This is a genomic window from Variovorax sp. J22R115 (genome assembly GCF_030317005.1).
GTDB lineage: Bacteria > Pseudomonadota > Gammaproteobacteria > Burkholderiales > Burkholderiaceae_C > Variovorax.
In genome coordinates this window covers 1-16,996 of record NZ_JASZYM010000001.1, presented here as the reverse complement: position 1 = coordinate 16,996, position 16,996 = coordinate 1, and the positions used below count along the sequence as shown (strand labels likewise).

Genomic DNA, 16,996 nt, shown 5'->3' with positions numbered 1-16,996 from the left:
AATCGATTGAGCTGACTGGGATCCAGCTCATTGAGGCTGAAAGTTGATCGACTTGAACAGCTTGCGATACTCGGTTACCTGCGACGCATAGAAGTCGTTCAGTTCCAGCGTAGACATCGGCTTGGCGACCGTGGATCCGGCATCCTCGATGTTCTTGCGAATTGCCGGGTTCTTCAGCGTTTCCTCGATGGCCCGGTTGATCCGCGCGACGGCCTCGTCGGGCGTGCTGCGGGGAACGGCAACGCCTGCCCAGATGTCGAGCACGAAATCCTCAAACCGCTTGGTCTGCGCGAACGGCTTGATTGCCGGCCAGGTGGGCAGCGCCTTGCCTGAGGTGACTGCGATCGCCCGCACTCTTTGACCATTGATCATGCCTGGGACGGGGCCAGCAAGGGCGAAGAACGCCACATCAATCTGCCCTCCACCAATGTCGGTGATCAGTTGCGTACCACCTTTATAGGGAACATGGGTCATCTTCAACCCGGCGCGCGTAGCCATCTTCTCTCCCAGGATGTGGTACAGCGAACCAGGCCCGACGCTGCCATAGGAGACGTCCTTTCCTTTCGCCCAGGTGAGGAACTCATCAAGATTGCTCGCCGGGATGTCTTTGCGTGCCAAAAGCACGATTGGCGTCGTCGCAATCAAGCTCGCGAGCCGAAGATCCTCGGGCTTGTACTTCACGGCGGACAAGCTGAAAGGAGCGAGCATCGCCTCGATCGGCGTCACGAGAACCTGGCTATGCCCGTCCGGAAGAGCGCTCAGGACTTTCTGCGTGCCCAATGCACCGCTGACACCGCCAAGGTTGTCCACGATCACGGGCTGGCCCAGATGCTTCTGATAGTCCGCCTGTACTTGACGCGCGAGGTAGTCGGAGGCCCCACCGGCAGGGTAGGGAACCATGAGGGAGACGGTCTTGGTCGGGAACGACTGGCCAGCGGCGCCAGCAGCAAGCGCCAGGCCGACGAGCAGGACGGCGCCGCGGCGAATAGCGGAAATGGGGGACATCGAAGAGACTCCTTGGTAGGTCTGGGGAGTCTAGGAACGCCACACGCGCGTGCCTAGCGCATAGTTTGCATCGGCGCGATGCGCCTCATACATATACTGAAACATGGACCTTCGCCGACTAGAACACTTCCTCGCGCTGTACGAGCACGGCACGTTCAATCGCGCTGCCGACGCCGTTCACCTAAGTCAGTCGGCCCTGAGTCGCAGTATTCAGGGATTGGAGGATGAACTCGAAGTCACACTGTTCGACCGGCTTGTCCAGGGAACTGTCCTGACCCCGGCGGGCCGCCTTCTCCTCCCAGGCGCTACCAAGTTGATAGCGGATGCCAAGGAACTCCGCCGGCAGGCCACTCTCTTCCGGACCGGCGATCTGGCCGAAATTCGTATCGGTACAAGCCCGACTCCAGGCGCAGTTCTGCTGCGCCCCTTGATATTGAACGTGGCCCGCGCCCGACCGGCGCTTCACATCCATGCCCGGATAGCCAGTAACGAGGACTTGCTCAATGGGCTGAGAACGGAAAAGTTTGATTTTGTCGTCCTCGATGCCACTTTTCTCGAGAGCCCCGAGGGGCTGGAAATCGAGCAGTTGCGCCCTCAGGCCGGAGGCTTCTTGGTCCGACAGGGGCATCCGCTGGCTCAGAACCCAGAACTGGACATCTCGCAAATCCATCAGTACCAGGTGACTGCCGTAAATTCCACGGCAGCGTTCGGGCTCCGCCTGGTGGAGGCGCTTGGGCCTGAGGCGCATCCGAGCCGCCTCATCACCCACTACTGCGACAGCTACGAAGTTCAGCGGGACTTGGCGTTGCGTACTGACGCCGTCATGCTATCCCTCTACGCGATCGTGAAAGCGGAGATCGAAGACCGCTCGATCGTCCCGTTGAGCATCCGGACACTCGCACCCATGCCGCTGGGTCTCTACGCAATGGTGCGCCTGGTCAATCGGACGTCATCGCCAGCACTTGATTTCGTACGGCAACTGGTTCGAGAGGCATTTGACGATTCGGTTCCGGGGGGTGGCAAAACCTCGCCAGTAACCGCTGTGCCTACTTGCCCCGAATGAAATCGGGTGAAAGGCGGTCAGCTTCGCTGAGCGGCCTTGCAGCGTCTGCCACCCTTCGCATCGCCGCGACTATGAGCAGCCGGTCATCCATCGGAGCGCAAGGCGCGGTATGGGACGCATTGCTGACATGCTTGGGACAAGGCCGAAGGACTTCGTTGGGCCCTCTCGCGACCTCCGAGCTTCGACCGCAAACTGGAACTGCGGGGTCACCGTCCACGCAACTCTCTTCGCCTCCCAGGCGTCGGTCCCCCTTGGAGGCTGCACCCTTCGGTGCAATGGCGTTGCGCCGTGATAAGGAATAAGCTTCCTCATTCGGTCAAGGGGCCCCTGCGCGCCATTGCATTCATCCGGAGCACCAGCGTCCCCGTTGGCTTCAACGAGGAGCGGGCATGGATCACAACAAGCCGATCGACCCTGCCGCATCGCGGCGGGAGTTCCTGGGTGGTGCTGCTGGACTGGGAGTCATGGCGCTGGGGCTTGGCGCACATGAGGAGGCACGCGGCCAACCCGCCGCCACCGCTCGAAGCACCTCAGCGGGCGCAGCAAACGGCCCCTACAACATCTTGTTCATTCTGGTCGACCAGGAGCGCCATTTCCGACCGGGCGAGCTTCCGGCCGGCTATCGGCTGCCGGCCCATGAGCGGTTGAAGAAGCAAGGCACGACGTTCGTCAACCACCGCATCGGCTCCTGCGTGTGCACGCCCTCGCGCTCGGTGATCTATACCGGACAGCACATCCAACAGACGAAGATGTTCGACAACACGAACTTCCCCTGGATCGAGAGCATGTCCACCGAGATTCCCACGCTGGGTGACCTGCTTCGGAACGCCGGCTACTACACGGCGTACAAGGGCAAGTGGCACCTGACAAGGGAGTTCGAGACGGTCAACGAGCACGGCAACTTGACGAAGATCTTCACGCAGGAAATGGAAGCCTACGGCTTCTCCGATTACTTCGGCGTCGGGGACATCATCGCGCATACAAGGGGTGGCTACCTTCACGACGGCATCATCTCTGCGATGGGCGTGAACTGGCTCCGCGGCAAGGGACGTGAACTGGCGGCGGAACAGAAACCCTGGTTCCTCGCAGTGAACCTCGTCAACCCGCACGATGTGATGTACTACAACACCGATGCGCCGGGCACGGAGGTTCAAACGAAGCGTGGCATCAAGCGTGTCGATCGCGATCCGGTCGACCCGCTCTATGCGAAGCAGTGGGAGTACCGGACTCCGGCAAGTCACGGGCAGGCGCTCGATGCTCCGGGGCGTCCACCCGCACATCGGGATTTTCTGCATGCTCATGACGCGTTGGTCGGCACCATCCCAAATGAGGAAGCCCGTTGGCGTCGGCGGCACAACTACTACTTGAATTGCATGCGTGATGTGGATCGAAACATTGCGACGCTTCTTGCCGAGCTGGACGCCTCGGGGTTGGCCGACAAGACGATCGTGATCCTGACCGCCGATCATGGCGACATGGACGGCGCGCACCAGCTGCACGCCAAGGGTGCTGTCGCGTACCGCGAGCAGAACAACGTGCCCTTCATCGTTTCCCATCCGGCCTTCGCGGGCGGCAAGCAGTGCAAGGCCGTCACTTCGCACGTCGACATTGCGCCAACATTGATAGGACTCACAGGAGTAGCCCCGGACAAACGGGCCGTCATCGCCAAAGGACTTCCTGGCAAGGATGTTTCCGGACTCCTCGCGGCTCCCGAGCGCGCCGATTTCGCGGCCGTCCGTGACGGGGCGCTCTTCAACTACAACATGTTTGCCTACATCGACGGCGACTTCCTGAACAAGGCCGTCGACTACATGCAAAAGGGCGGTAAATCGAGCGAGCTCCAGAATGCGGGCATCCGCCCAGACATGATGAAGCGCGGCGCGGTTCGGTCGGTGTTCGATGGCCAGTACGCGTTCGCGCGCTATTTTTCGCCGAAGCAGCACAACCGACCCACGACGGTGGAGGAGCTTTATCGCTTGAACGATGTCGAGCTGTTCGATGTGCGGGCCGATCCGAACGAGATGAACAATCTCGGCATGCAAGGCGGGCGAAACCGGGAGCTTGTCCTCGCCATGAACGAGAAGCTCAATCGGCTAGTAGATGCCGAAGTCGGCGAAGATCGCGGGCAGATGCTTCCCGGCGGCATCGACGCCGGTTGGGAGGTCACGGCGGAAACGATGTCGGGCGCTTGAGCCTCTCTCGCGCCACGAGGATTCGATCCGGCCCACGACCGCTCCCGCGTGCATTGCTGTCATTCGGAGTGAGAACTCGAAGGACGGCAACGGGCCAATTCTGTTGAAAAACTCGGTTTCGGCGTTCCGACGCAGTCGATTCCTGCTTAGGAGGTGTCGAAGGTGCACTCGACGTACCGCGCGACCAACCACACCGCGAAACTCGCCTGGGGCTCTCTACGCGGCTCTAATGAACATCGACGCAAGATTCGCGTTCTGCGCCTGACCTTTGGCCTTCGGCAAGCCCTGTCGCTCCATCGAGTTTTTCAACAGAATTGGCCCCCACGCGACCTTCAACTTCGCTGCTTGAATTTCGGCTTCGCAAAGAAGTCGGCGTTGGACGTTCATGCTGAGGGCCTGTCCGATCGACAATAGTCCCCGCTGCAGCGGGGCGTAAACAGGGAATATGCTCGGGACTTGGAACTGCTACCAGCGCACCTTGATGCCGAGCGACGCCTGCACCGAGAACTTGACAGTCGCATCGCCGCCGATGCTCCACAGGTGCCCGAGCTCGCCGTACAGGCTGGTTGCAGGGCTCAGTGCCAGCGTGGCGCCGGCCGCCACCTCGGCCGCGCTGTATCCGCCGCCGCTCGGGATCGCCAGGGATCCCGCCGGGCCGATGAAACGGACCACATCGTCGCCGAAGTGCGCCCAGTACAGGTTCGCGCGCGCGTAAGGCTGCAGCCGACCGGCACCGGTGGCAAGGTCGCCCTTGATGCGCACGCCCAGGCGCCCGATCCAGCCGTCGGCGTTGTCGTGGCTCACCTGTGCGCCACTGAGCACCATGTCGTCCACATTACTGCGCTGCCATGCAATCTGCGCCTGGGGCTCCAAGCTCCAGCGCTCGCTGAGCGCGAATGGCATGCCCGCCTCCACGGACGCCGTGAAGCTGCTGGCCTTGCCGGAGACGTTCGGGTTGAGGTCGGGGCGCACCGTGAAGCGCTGGCTGCCACCCTGCAGCACGCTGTCGACGTACAGGCCGCTCGCCTGCATCCAGGTCGCATAGGCGCCCAAGTAGCGCGATTGCAGGTCGTTGCGGCCCACATTCGCGGTGATGCCGCGGGCATTGCCGGAGACGTCGACGCCGCCATCGAGATAGCCCACGTAGACGCCGGCGCGCCAGTCGCCGTCTGCCCAAAGGTCGGTGCCCGCCTGCAGGCCGCTCACGTGCCCCTCCGTGCGTGCTTGGGCCACCCCCGGTTGCTGGATGTCCAAGTCCGAGTAGACCAAGCGCCCCCAGGCGCGACGCGCACCGGATTGCGCGCCTGTCTGCGGATCCAGCGCGTGGACAGCCGGGGCCTCGTCGCCAATGCGCCGATGCAGGTTGCCCAGCATGGCCAGGTCGGCCTGTCGGAGTTGCGCGGGCAAGGCCGCCAGCAGCGGAACTTCCGCCCGGAAGGTCGGTACCTGCACGGGCGGGCCGACTGTCGGCAGCTCCGGTGCGGTGGAGCGCAGGTACCAATTCTCCCCCGCGCCCTGCGCATCGGCTGCATAGAGCCTGTACTCGTAGGCGCCCGCGTCCACGTGGCCATTGGCCAGGGTGAACGCGCTCTTGGTCGTCTGCGCGGTCGTGGTGGCGCCATTGATGCCGCTCACCACCTCGATGCCGTTGCCGGTCGTGAGCGCGCCCAGCCCTCCCAGGTTCGTGACCTGGATGGAGGTTTTGCCGCTGGCAGTCGCACCGGGACCGTCGAGCACCAGCCGGTCGCTCACGCTCCCGTCTCCGCCCAGTTGCGTGCCCAGCCTCAACACGCTGTGTGCCGCATATGGCCCGGTGACCGTCAGCGTGCTGCCTGCTGTTGCGCCGAGGAGGCTCACCGTGCCGCTATTGTCCAGGGCCGCCACGCGCTGGTTGAAGCCCCCGGTGTCGAGCGTCGCTCCCTTTGCGACAGTGTGGGCCGAGGCAGCGCTGAAGGTGTTGGCCGCACCCGCCCTCAACGTGCCCGCCGTCACTGTGGTGGCACCTGCATAGGTGTTCGCGCCCGATAGCACGGTGGTGCCTGTTCCGACCTGGCTCACCCCACCGCCGCCGGAAATGGCGCCGCCAAAGGCATAAACGTTGTTGCGGTTGAAGGAGAGCTTGCCGTTGTTGGTGATGTTGCCGCCCACGGAGCCGCTGCTGCCGCCGTCACCAAGCTGCAGTGTGCCGCTGCTGATCGTTGTGGTGCCGGCATAGGGGCTGTTGCCGGTCAGCGTGAGCGTGTTGGTACCGCTCTGGGTCACGGTGCCGCTTCCGCTGATGACGCCTTCGTAGGTCAGGGCATCGCTGTGGCTGAATACGAGGGCCCCGTTGTTGAGGACGTCTCCGATGATGCTGCCAGAGGTACCACCATTGCCGAGCTGCAGCGTGCCTGAGCCGATGACGGTGCCGCCTTCGTAGTAGTTGTTGCCCGCGAGGACCAGCGTGCCACTGCCGAGTTTCGCGAGCCCGCCCCTGCCGCCGATGCTCTGCGCAATGGTCGCGTTGTGACCGTTGGTGTCGATGCGACCACCCCCGGCGTTGAGCGCGACGGCGCGCGTGGTCGCGAGGATCAGGTCGGCGTCGAAGCGCAACGTTCCCCCAGCAAAATCCAGTGCACCGCCAGGTGCGCCGAGATTGGCATCACTCGTCACCGCAAGCACCCCGTTGCCGACGAGGGTGCCGCCGGTGTAGCTGTTGGCACCCGTGAGGACCAGGGTGCCGCCGCCCAGCTTGGTCAGCAAGCCGGGGCCGGAGATCGGGCCTGTGAGGCTCAAGGTCGTGTTGGCCTCGGGTGTGAATGTTCCGCCATCGACGCCGAGATCGACGTTGCGAGCGCTGCCGAAGGTTGCACTGGTGATCAGCGTGCCGCTGTTGAGGCTGAGGCCGCCGCTGGGTGCCCCGAGGTTGCTGTCGCCGCTCACCTGCACAGCGCCGCCGTTGATCGCGGTGCCGCCGGAGTAGGTGTTTGCGCCACCCAGCACCAGGAGGCCCGCATCGGAGCGAATGAGCCGGGCGGGCCCGCTCGCGCCGTCAACGATCGGCGCGTTGATGGTGGCGGTGGCGAGCGGATCGACGCGGATGATCATCGACGGCTCGCCCGCCAGGGCGAAGCCGCCACCCTCGATCGTGTAGCCGCCGGTGCGAAATTCCATGCCCTCGAAGGCGATGTTCTCGCCCAGCGTGACGGTGCCGGCGGTGCCCTGGAAAACGGCGAAGCCGCTTTGCCATGGCGCGTTCACATTCCCTGTCGAGGCGGTCCAGTTGGCGGGTGTTGTGTGCCAGGTTCCCATGCCGCCATCGACCGCATTGTTGGACGTGGTGTTCGGGCCGTCCCAGAACTGGAGCGCATAGCCACCCGACTGGACGATCAGGTTCACCTGGCCCGGCGTCGCGGTATCGACCAGGAAGTCGCTGCTGGCGAAGCGCGCCGGAACCGATCCCACCACGAGTCCATTGCCGGTCAGCACCCCACCGTAGTTGATGAGGCGGTACACGCCGGGCGACATGCCGCCGAGGTTGGCCAGGTTGAGCGTCCCATCCAGCGTGAGGTTGCCGGCCACATTGGTCAGGTCGTTGACGCCGCCGCCGACGTGGCCCGGCAGGCCCAGTTCATAGTCGAGTTGGGAACTCGGGTTGAGCACCAGCGAGCCAAGGCTGAGTGTGCCAGCGCTGTTGCCCGGCGCGAGATGCCCCCCATCGGCAACATTGGACAGTCCAGCCACCGTGCCGGTGCCCCGCAGCGTGGCGCCATTGTTGACCTGCGCGTTGCCCCCGACCGTGCCATTCAGGGCGAGCACGCCGGAATTGACGCTCGTGAGACCCGTGTAGGTGCTGGCGCCGGTGAGGGTCAGGACGCCGCCCCCGGCCTGGGTGAGCGGGCCCGTGCCGCTGATGACACCCACATAGGTGCGCGAGTCGCTGCGGCTGTACACCATCGTCCCATCGTTGTGGATGTCTCCGGCAACGGTGCCGCTGCTGCCGCCGCCACCAACCTCGACGGTGCCACCGCTGATGGTCGTGGTGCCATTGAAGGTGTTGCCACCCGTGAGGATCAGCGTGCCGGTGCCCAGCTTGATGAGTCGGCCGGGGCCCCTGATGCCGGCCGTGAAGGTGACGTTGTTGGCGCCGATGTCGATGGTGCCGGTCGTGTTGAGCGTCAGCGCGCGGTCGGAATTGAAGGACTGGGTGAGTTGCAGGACGCCGCCGTTCGGCGTGCTGCCGCCGAAAGTCAATGGGGCGGCGGGCGCGCCGAGATTTGCATCGCTGGCCACGCTCAGGACGCCGTTGTCGATGTGGGTGGTGCCGGTGTATCTGTTCGCGCCCGTCAGCGTCAGCACGCCTGGGCCCGCCTGCGTCAGGGAGCCCGTCCCGCTGACCACGCCACTGAACGTGAGCGCGTCCGCTCGGTTGAAGGTCAAGGCGCCATCATTGACGACGTCCCCGATGATGCTGCCCGAGGTCCCGCCACTGCCAATGTGCAGCGCACCCTTGGCAATGGTCGTGCCACCTGTGTAGCCCTCGTTACCGGTCAGCACCCAGGTGCCCGTTCCGGATTTCACCAGCGAGGTCGCCCCGCCGATTTCGCCGATCACGGCGGCCAGCGTGTTCGCACCCGTGTTGCTCCCGCTCAGGATAAGAGTACGAGCCACCGCTTGGCCGTTGAATGCCATGGCGCCGGGGTTGGTGAAGTTCAGCGCGCCGTCGCCGGACGCATCGATGGTGCCGGACGCGTCGATGGTGCCGCCGCCGGCGCCCACGCTGAACAGGCGATCGGTGCTGCCGCTGGCGCCCGTGTAGAGCAGCGTGCCGCCGTCGAGTACCAGGTTGGTCGCCGCATTGGCGGAACTGCCGATATTGCTGGCGACACCGCCATCGGCGAGCTTCGAAACGCTCAGGTTCCCGCCCTTGATGACGGTGGGACCTAAGTAGCTGTTGTCGAAGGTCAGTGCGGCGGTGCCCGGGCCGGTCTTGGTCAAGGGCCCGGAACCATTCCATATCCTCGAATTCACCAGCAGGCTGTCACCCTGATCGAGAGTTTCCAGCGTGAGGGGTCTGGAATTCAGGTTCAACCCGACGCCCGAGGTGCTGACGACCTTGTTTTCGGGGCCTCCATTCGTCCTGATGGTCAATGGGTCCACCAGGACCACGCCGCCGCGAAAGTCGCTTCCTGTGAAATCCACGTTCCCCCCGCCCGTTGAATCGAACGTGATCGTGCCGCTGATGTTCTCGCGGTCAACAGCATCGATGATCAAGCTCGACGGCCCGTTGACGTGGAACTCAGTGGATCGTATTGGCGATGCGTCCGACGGTGAGGAAAGGCGAAGGGTCGCTCCATTGGCCACCGTCGTCGAACCGGTGTATGAAAAGGCGCCGTCCGATCCCAGGGTGACCGAGCCTTTCAAGACAGTGAGGCTGCCGGCTCCGGAGAGGGTGCCAGTCACCGAAGAAGCCCCCGTGCTGTTGAACACGATCCCACCGCCGACGTTGTAGGTTCCCCCCAGATTCACGCCCTTGCTCTCGAACGTCAGCGCCGACGTGCTGCCACTGCTCACCGAGACATCTGCGGCGTCGCCAATGCTGGTGCCGGCGCGAAGGGTGACGCCGCCTAGTCCCAGTTGGGTATTGATCTGCCCGTCGGTGATGGTGCTGGTGGTGCTCGCCGAGGTGCCATGGACGATGGACAAGTCTTGTGCTTGCTGGGCATGTGCGTGCCATGGAACGGCCATCGTCAACAGCGCTGCGACAAGGCTCATCGGCCACATGGCGGTGTGTTGAGTGCCGCCGCAAAAGACCACCGCGGAGGTTGATTTGCAAAGGCCGCGTGCCAGTTCGGAGGTGACCGAGAACGCTTGGCGGACTGCGCTCCAGACCACCCGGTATGTTGCGTTCATCGTGCGCTCCTTCAAAGCGTTGCTGTCAAGGCATTGCGGAGGCCGCAATCCGACGGCACGGCGTCTCAAACGGCGTCGAGAAGGCTATCCGATCTACGGCACTTGGACCAGATCTCCCTGACGCACATTCGAGGTCTAGCCTTCGTACAGCCAGGGCGCGTCGAGCCAGAGCCCGCCCACCACACGCAGCGCTGCGTCGCGCGCCATGCGCATCGTCCCGCGGGAATGAAAAATATCCCCATCACGCTTGGCTTGCGCCTGCACGCGGGCATTGCGGCGCCAGCGTGCGGCCGCGTAGCGTGCGAAAGCATCCGGCAAGCTGTCCGGGCCACCGTCTCCTGTGCACTCGGCCAGCGCCACGGCGTCTTCGATCGCCATGGCGGCACCTTGCGCGAGATGCGGCGCCATCGGATGGGACGAGTCGCCCAGAAGCGCGATTCGATCGTTCGCCATTTCGTCGGGGCCTGCGACCGGAGGCCGGATGTTCACGGTCCAGGCGCGCCAGGAAGGCATCGCATCGATGAGGGGCCTGACCCCGTCGCAGCGGTCCCCAATGACATTTAGCAAAGCGCCGGCGCTGGCCTCCTGATCCCAGTCGCCAGGGTCGGACCCGGTCAACTCCGATTCGGCGATGACCACCAGACTGAGCCAGTCGCCTCCGCGCACCGGATAGGCTACAACATGGAGTTGCTCAGCGAGCCAAGCCTGCACGTCGACGCTTCGCAGTTTCGCCGGTAGGCTGTCGCACGGAACAAGGGCACGCCATGCAGTGTGTCCGGTCGGGCGGGGTGGCAGCGTGCTGGCTACCACGCGCTCGCGCACGATGCTCCACAGCCCGTCCGCGCCAATCAGCCCATCGCCCTCCCATTCGCGTGCACCGGATGCCCCGACTGAGACGGATTCCCTACGCGTCACCACCCGTGATATGCGTGCGTCAGTCGTCAGCGTGACTAGGGGCATGTTCTGTGCTGCCGCGAGCAATACACCATGCAACTCAACGCGATGCACGCAGAGGTACGGGGAGCCATACTTGCGCAAGATCGAGTCCCCGAGCGGCATGCGTGCCAGCACGGCGCTATCGGCGGCATTCCGTATCGTCAGCGCTTCGGGACGGGCTGCGACACTGGCGATGGCATCTTCGAGTCCCAGCGAACGTAGGCGGTGGGTCACGTTGGGCCAAAGTTGGATGCCTGCGCCAATTTCGCCGAATTTGGGCGCCTGTTCGAGTACGTCGATCTTCTGGCCCGCACGCGCCAAGGCCACCGCGGCGCAGAGTCCGCCAATGCCACCACCGGCAATAAGTAGGTGAGCCGACATGCGACCTCAGGTTGGCGAACGCGATCAGCCGCCTCCCTGCGCTACAGCGATGCGGCACGTCACAAAGCTCGCAGCATAGGCATTGCAAAGCGATGTGGGAAGCGTTGTTACCGGGCCAGCCCGGACATCCTATTGTTCGACCTGAAGAGGTCCCTCTCCGATCCAGGTCCGATTGCTCCCCGAAGTGGCGGCCATGCAAGACGGCCAAGGCCTTTTCCAAGGCCGGAACCGGTAGTTCGACTTCAACATTTCAGCGACCGCTGATGGCCGACTAGGAAAGTCCAACATTTTGCGGGCTACGACTGCTCCCGCTGCAGAGCGGCATTCCCTGGTCCGCCTTGCGACGGCAATTCCGGGGCCCATAAGAGCCATCTGCAACCCGCGTTGGGCGCGCACAAAGCCGACACTCAGACAACAGGTCGTTTTGCACCGACGTTCATGCGTCGCCGCCGTCCCGCAACCTCGCCGAACTGCTGCCTGTACCACCGCGAAAAAGCGCTTAGCGCCGAGAAGCCCAGCAGTTCGGCCACTTGCGACAGCGGCCGTGTTCCGTCATCTACGTACTGCGCGGCCAGCTCGCGCCGGATGGTGTTCAACACGTCAGAAAAAGTCGTGCCCTCGCGCAATAAGAGTCGATGAACGGTGCGCTTGTGGACGCCGAGGTTCTCAGCCACCTGCTCAACTGAGCCCTGGCCCGAAGGCAGCAACACGAGCAGGATGTGGCGCACGATGTCAATCGCGCTCATGGGACCCGAGTCGGCAGCTTCGAGAGTCCGCCGCGCATAGCGCGCCATCACCGGGTCGGCCATCGGATTCGGTGCATCCATGTCGCGCGTGGTGCAGACAAGCCCGTTGAAATCCTGTCCGAACTCGATGGCGTAGCCGAAGATGCGGTGGTGCAGACTCGGATCTCGCGGTGGTGCGTGCACGAAGCAGACCCGCAGCGGGTTCCATGCCGGCCCGAGGAAAAACTTCAGGCTGCGAAAAGTCACGCCGACCAGCAGTTCCGTCGCTTGCCGAGACGCTCCGTGATGGCGAACGAGAAACTCTTCGCGGAGCACAGCAATGCCGTTGCTCTCCTCGAGCTTCATGAACAGTGACTCGTTGAGTACGTGGCTATAGCGCGCCATCGCCCGCACGAAGCGCCGGACCGTGGGTTCCTCGCGCGCTACCAGCGCCACGGCGCCCAGGTTCGACAGTTGCCGCGTTTCGGCCATACGCAGGCCGAAATTGTCCAGCCCGCTAGCGATCGCCGAGGCCTCGAACAGGGCCCGTACTGCATCGCTCGGGATCCGCAGGTCAGGATCATGCAGGCAGGCCGGACTCAGTCCCACCTCGGCCAGCATGACTAGCGGGTTGAGCCCGGCCGCTCGCGCCACTTCGGGGTAGTTGGTCAGGCTGGCGCTGCGAATGAGGCTCGACATGGAGTTAGCCCTGTGTGTCCTCTTAGGTTAAATGCATGGCACCTTTGGTCAATCGGCAAATCCCCAGGTCGGAACAATCACTCCATCGAACCAGCCGCAGCGTGCAAGTCACCTGCAGCACCACCTTCAGGAGACACGGCCATGGAACACGACACCGCCCACTCTTCATCATCGACTCCGGTCTGCGACCGCTTGCGCAGCACCGACAACTGGAATCCCAACTGGGAACCCTTCGCCGAACTCGACCCCGCGTGGACCGAGAAATTCATGTCGATGGCCATGGCGCCGATGCTGTCGGGCGTGCTCGATGCGAAGACAGTTGAATTCCTCGCCATCGCCGTGGACGCCTCGTGCACCCATATGTATGGGCCGGGCGTGCGCCGCCACATCCGCAAGGCGCTGGACCTCGGGGCCACGAAGGAAGAGATCACCGCCGTGCTGCAGTGCGTGAGCGTGCTCGGCATCCACACCATGAGCATCGGTGCACCCATCCTGCTCGACGAAATGGCCTCAGCTTCGGCGCGCTGAGCCGCCTCCCGACCCACTCCACTCCCCGAACTTCAAGGACAAAACATCATGCAATTCTTCGACGACTCCCTCCTCCCTGAAAACCAGCAGCCCCTCGTCATCCAAGTCGCGCCCTACGGCCCCCAGTGGGACGCCAGCGACTCCGACGACATCTCCGTGTCGATGGACGACCAGGTGCAGAAGGCGGTCGACTGCTGGAACGCCGGTGCCACCGTGCTGCACGTGCACGTGCGCGAAGACGACGGCAAGGGCAGCAAGCGCCTGTCCAAGTTCAACGAGATGCTGGCGCGCCTGCGCGAAGCGGTGCCCAAGATGATCCTGCAGGTGGGCGGCTCGATCTCCTTCGCCCCCGAGGATGACGGCCAGGCCGCCAAGTGGATGACGGACGATACGCGCCACATGCTGGCCGACCTGAACCCGCGTCCCGACCAGGTGACGATCGCCATCAACACCAGCCAGATGAATGTGATGGAGCTGATGACCGAGGCCGATGTCGCTGGCACCTCGCTGACCAATCCGGCCTTGCAGGCGGCCTACACCGACATGATCGTGCCATCGAATCCATCGTGGCATGTCGAGCACCTGAAGCGCCTCACGGCCAGCGGAATTCAGCCGCACTTCATGCTCGGCAACGTGGCCCAGCTTGAGACGGTGGAGCGGCTCATTCGTCGCGGCGTGTACATGGGCCCCCTGATCCTGAATTACGTGGCGATCGGTGGCGGCTTCGCCGGTCTGAATCCGGCGGACATGATGGAGTTCGTGCGCCGCACGCCCGACGGCGCGGTGCTCACGCTCGAGACCCTGAACCGTCACATCTATCCGATGAACACGATGGCCATCGCGATGGGCATGCATGTGCGCGTGGGCATCGAGGACACACTGTTCGGGCCGACCGGCGAGCGCATGACATCGGTGCAGCAGATCGAGGCCATGGTGGCCATCGCACGGGTTCTGAACCGCGACATCGCCAGCGGTGTCGAGGCGCGCCGCATCTACCGGATCGGCGAGACCTACCGCAGCACCGAGGAGACGCTGGCGCGAATCGGATTCGCACCGAACAGGGCCCAGGGCCAGCGCGGGGTGCCGATGCGCGTCGCCGCCTGAGAACGCTGATCTCCCCGGCGCCGATCCACGAGGACAACAGCATGTCGATCTCCCACGACCCGACTTCCGCGGCACCACGGTGGACCGAACTGCTTGGAGAGCAGGAACTGAGCGAGCGCGGACGCGGCTTTGCCCGCCGCGACGGCCACGAGATTGCGCTCTTTCGCATCGAGGACACCGTGCATGCGATCGCGGACGGCTGCCCGCACGCCGGCGCGTCGCTCGCCAGGGGCGCGCTCGATGGCACCACGATCCAATGCCCCGCACACGGCCTGCGCATCGACCTTGCAAGCGGCTGCATCCACGGCGCATGCGGCGGGCTCGCGGTGCGCACCTACCCCGTGCGCGTGCATGACGGCCGCGTCGAGGTCGACCTCGGCGAAGCAACGCACTGACACCCGGCCCTGGCGATAGGCACACCACATATCAATTCGGAGACACACGATGCAACAACTGAAGACTCCCCTGCGCCGCGCGATGCTCGGCGCCCTTGCGGCCGTGTCCCTGCTGGCGATGGCACCCACCGCGCTGGCCCAGGGCTGGCCCGGCAAGCCGATCCGCCTGGTCGTCGGCGCACCAGCTGGCGGCACCGCCGACACCGTCGCGCGCACACTGGCCGAAGGGCTGACGCCACTGCTCGGTCAGTCTGTCATCGTCGACAACAAAGCCGGGGCCATGGGCGCCATCGGCACGCAGGACCTGCTGCAGTCACCGCACGACGGCTACACCTTCATGGTCGGCGTCAACGGCCTGGTCACCGAGGTCCCGCATGTCGTGAAATCCCGCATCGACATGTTCAAGGACGTCAAGCCGTTGGCCCAGCTCACCAACACTGGCCTGCTGCTTGTCGGCACTCCCTCGCTGCCGGCATCGAACCTGAAGGAAGTCATCTCCTATGTGAAGGCCCATCCCGGCAAGGTGAGCTACGCCTCGTACAGCAGCGGCACGATGTCGCACACGATGGGGCAGGAGCTGAACAAGCTGGCGGGCGTGGACATGACCCATGTCGGCTACAAGGGCTCGCCGCCCGCACTCCAAGATGTGATGGGCGGCCATGTGGCACTGATGTTCGACGGCCCAGCGACTTCAGTCCCGCTGATCAAGGCAGGCAAGCTCAAGGCCTTCGCCGTCGGCTCGCCCAAGCGGCTGGCTGCGCTGCCCGACGTGCCTACCTTCACTGAACTCGGCTACCCAAAGATCGGCGACGTCGCCTGGATGGGCCTGTGGACCACGCCCGACGTGCCATCTGATGTGCAAGCCAAGCTCCGCGAGGCCACGCTGAAGGTGTTACAGCAGCCGAAGGTGATCGAGCGCTTCAAGGAACAGGGCCAGGACATCGGCCTGCCGCTGACGCCCGACGAGCTGTCGAAGTCGCTGCGTGCGGCGTCCGACAGGCACGCTGCCAACCTGAAGGCCATCGGCTTCCAGCCTGAATGAACACGAATCAAGGAACACACATCATGAACGGACAAATGATGCAGCAGCCGCTGCTGATCTCCTCCCTGCTGACGCATGCCGAACGCCACCACGGCGAACAGGAAATCGTCTCGCGCCGGGTCGAAGGCGACATCCATCGCACCACCTACCGGGAGCTCGCCGCTCGGGCGCGCCGCATGGCAAACGCACTGGCGCAGCGCGGCGTCAAGTTCGGTGATCGCGTCGCCACGTTGGCGTGGAACGGCTACCGCCACATGGAGCTGTACTACGGCGTCTCGGGCTCCGGTGCAGTGCTGCACACGCTCAATCCGCGGCTGCACCCCGACCAGGTGGTGTGGATCGCCGACCACGCCGAAGACCAGGTGCTGTTCTTCGACCTGACCTTCCTGCCGCTCGTCGAGGCGATCGCGGGCCGCGTCAAGACCATCAAGGCTTTCGTCGCGATGACCGACCGCGCGCATATGCCCTCGTCCACCAAAGTGCCCAACCTCCTGTGCTACGAGGAATTCCTGACCGACGCGAGCGACCGCTACGACTGGCCAAGCTTGGACGAGAACAGCGCCAGCTCGCTGTGCTACACCTCAGGCACCACCGGCAACCCGAAGGGCGTGCTGTACAGCCATCGCTCGACATTGCTGCACACCTACGCCGCGGCGCTGCCCGATGCCCTGAACTGCTCGGCGCGCGACTCCATCCTGCCCGTGGTGCCGATGTTCCATGTCAACGCCTGGGGCCTTCCATACGTCGGTTGCGCAGTGGGCGCCAAGCTCGTCTACCCGGGTCCGTTCCTGGACGGCAAGAGTCTGTACGAATTGTTCGAGGCCGAGGGCGTGACGATGTCGGCCGGCGTGCCCACCGTCTGGCAGGGCCTGCTCACGCACGTCGAGTCGAACGACCTGTCGTTCAGCACCATGCGCCGCACCGTGATCGGCGGCTCGGCCTGCCCGCCGGCCATGATGCGCGCCTTCCAGGAACGCCATGACGTGCAGGTGCTGCACGCCTGGGGCATGACAGAGGTGAGCCCACTGGGCACC

General features: G+C 64.2%; 11 protein-coding genes. 7 read left to right on the top strand and 4 right to left on the bottom strand.

What is annotated here, in order from left to right; all coding sequences use genetic code 11:
* Window positions 1–27 precede the first annotated feature (27 nt).
* Window positions 28–1,005, bottom strand: a complete 978-nt coding sequence (locus tag QTI04_RS00055) for a tripartite tricarboxylate transporter substrate binding protein (RefSeq protein WP_286613586.1) — start codon at window positions 1,003–1,005, stop codon at window positions 28–30.
* 103 nt (window positions 1,006–1,108) lie between these two features.
* On the opposite strand from QTI04_RS00055, the gene QTI04_RS00050 reads away from it, so the two are divergent.
* Both QTI04_RS00050 and QTI04_RS00045 read left to right on the top strand, forming a co-directional pair.
* Window positions 1,109–2,068: a LysR family transcriptional regulator gene (locus QTI04_RS00050; RefSeq protein ID WP_286613585.1), complete on the top strand. Its 960-nt coding sequence runs from the start codon at window positions 1,109–1,111 to the stop codon at window positions 2,066–2,068.
* 389 nt (window positions 2,069–2,457) lie between these two features.
* Window positions 2,458–4,260, top strand: a complete 1,803-nt coding sequence (locus tag QTI04_RS00045; RefSeq protein ID WP_336621862.1) for a sulfatase-like hydrolase/transferase — start codon at window positions 2,458–2,460, stop codon at window positions 4,258–4,260.
* Window positions 4,261–4,725: 465 nt separating this feature from the next.
* On the opposite strand, the gene QTI04_RS00040 is transcribed toward QTI04_RS00045, so the two are convergent.
* The 3 genes from QTI04_RS00040 to QTI04_RS00030 all read right to left on the bottom strand — a co-directional run bounded on the left by QTI04_RS00040 (window position 4,726) and on the right by QTI04_RS00030 (window position 12,893).
* Window positions 4,726–10,152: an autotransporter outer membrane beta-barrel domain-containing protein gene (locus QTI04_RS00040; protein ID WP_286613584.1), complete on the bottom strand. Its 5,427-nt coding sequence runs from the start codon at window positions 10,150–10,152 to the stop codon at window positions 4,726–4,728.
* A gap of 135 nt (window positions 10,153–10,287) precedes the next feature.
* Window positions 10,288–11,469: an FAD-dependent monooxygenase gene (locus QTI04_RS00035; RefSeq protein ID WP_286613583.1), complete on the bottom strand. Its 1,182-nt coding sequence runs from the start codon at window positions 11,467–11,469 to the stop codon at window positions 10,288–10,290.
* A gap of 407 nt (window positions 11,470–11,876) precedes the next feature.
* Window positions 11,877–12,893: an AraC family transcriptional regulator gene (locus QTI04_RS00030; RefSeq protein WP_286613582.1), complete on the bottom strand. Its 1,017-nt coding sequence runs from the start codon at window positions 12,891–12,893 to the stop codon at window positions 11,877–11,879.
* Window positions 12,894–13,034: 141 nt separating this feature from the next.
* Between QTI04_RS00030 and QTI04_RS00025 the strand changes: the two genes are divergently transcribed.
* The 5 genes from QTI04_RS00025 to QTI04_RS00005 all read left to right on the top strand — a co-directional run.
* Window positions 13,035–13,421 (top strand): carboxymuconolactone decarboxylase family protein, encoded by a 387-nt coding sequence (locus tag QTI04_RS00025; protein WP_286602508.1) that lies wholly within the window; start codon window positions 13,035–13,037, stop codon window positions 13,419–13,421.
* Between the two features lie 48 nt (window positions 13,422–13,469).
* Window positions 13,470–14,525: a 3-keto-5-aminohexanoate cleavage protein gene (locus QTI04_RS00020; RefSeq protein WP_286613581.1), complete on the top strand. Its 1,056-nt coding sequence runs from the start codon at window positions 13,470–13,472 to the stop codon at window positions 14,523–14,525.
* Between the two features lie 41 nt (window positions 14,526–14,566).
* Window positions 14,567–14,920 (top strand): Rieske (2Fe-2S) protein, encoded by a 354-nt coding sequence (locus QTI04_RS00015; protein ID WP_286613580.1) that lies wholly within the window; start codon window positions 14,567–14,569, stop codon window positions 14,918–14,920.
* Window positions 14,921–14,969: 49 nt separating this feature from the next.
* On the top strand, window positions 14,970–15,962 hold the full coding sequence (locus QTI04_RS00010) for a tripartite tricarboxylate transporter substrate binding protein (RefSeq protein WP_286613578.1): 993 nt from the start codon (window positions 14,970–14,972) through the stop codon (window positions 15,960–15,962).
* A gap of 23 nt (window positions 15,963–15,985) precedes the next feature.
* The coding region (locus QTI04_RS00005; RefSeq protein ID WP_286613576.1) for an AMP-binding protein at window positions 15,986–16,996 on the top strand (1,011 nt) is incomplete at its 3' end.

Coding starts and splice junctions, on each gene's coding strand:
- QTI04_RS00055 (WP_286613586.1), bottom strand. CDS start 1,005: ATGTCCCCCATTTCCGCTATTCGCCGCGGCGCCGTCCTGCTCGTCGGC.
- QTI04_RS00050 (WP_286613585.1), top strand. CDS start 1,109: ATGGACCTTCGCCGACTAGAACACTTCCTCGCGCTGTACGAGCACGGC.
- QTI04_RS00045 (WP_336621862.1), top strand. CDS start 2,458: ATGGATCACAACAAGCCGATCGACCCTGCCGCATCGCGGCGGGAGTTC.
- QTI04_RS00040 (WP_286613584.1), bottom strand. CDS start 10,152: ATGAACGCAACATACCGGGTGGTCTGGAGCGCAGTCCGCCAAGCGTTC.
- QTI04_RS00035 (WP_286613583.1), bottom strand. CDS start 11,469: ATGTCGGCTCACCTACTTATTGCCGGTGGTGGCATTGGCGGACTCTGC.
- QTI04_RS00030 (WP_286613582.1), bottom strand. CDS start 12,893: ATGTCGAGCCTCATTCGCAGCGCCAGCCTGACCAACTACCCCGAAGTG.
- QTI04_RS00025 (WP_286602508.1), top strand. CDS start 13,035: ATGGAACACGACACCGCCCACTCTTCATCATCGACTCCGGTCTGCGAC.
- QTI04_RS00020 (WP_286613581.1), top strand. CDS start 13,470: ATGCAATTCTTCGACGACTCCCTCCTCCCTGAAAACCAGCAGCCCCTC.
- QTI04_RS00015 (WP_286613580.1), top strand. CDS start 14,567: ATGTCGATCTCCCACGACCCGACTTCCGCGGCACCACGGTGGACCGAA.
- QTI04_RS00010 (WP_286613578.1), top strand. CDS start 14,970: ATGCAACAACTGAAGACTCCCCTGCGCCGCGCGATGCTCGGCGCCCTT.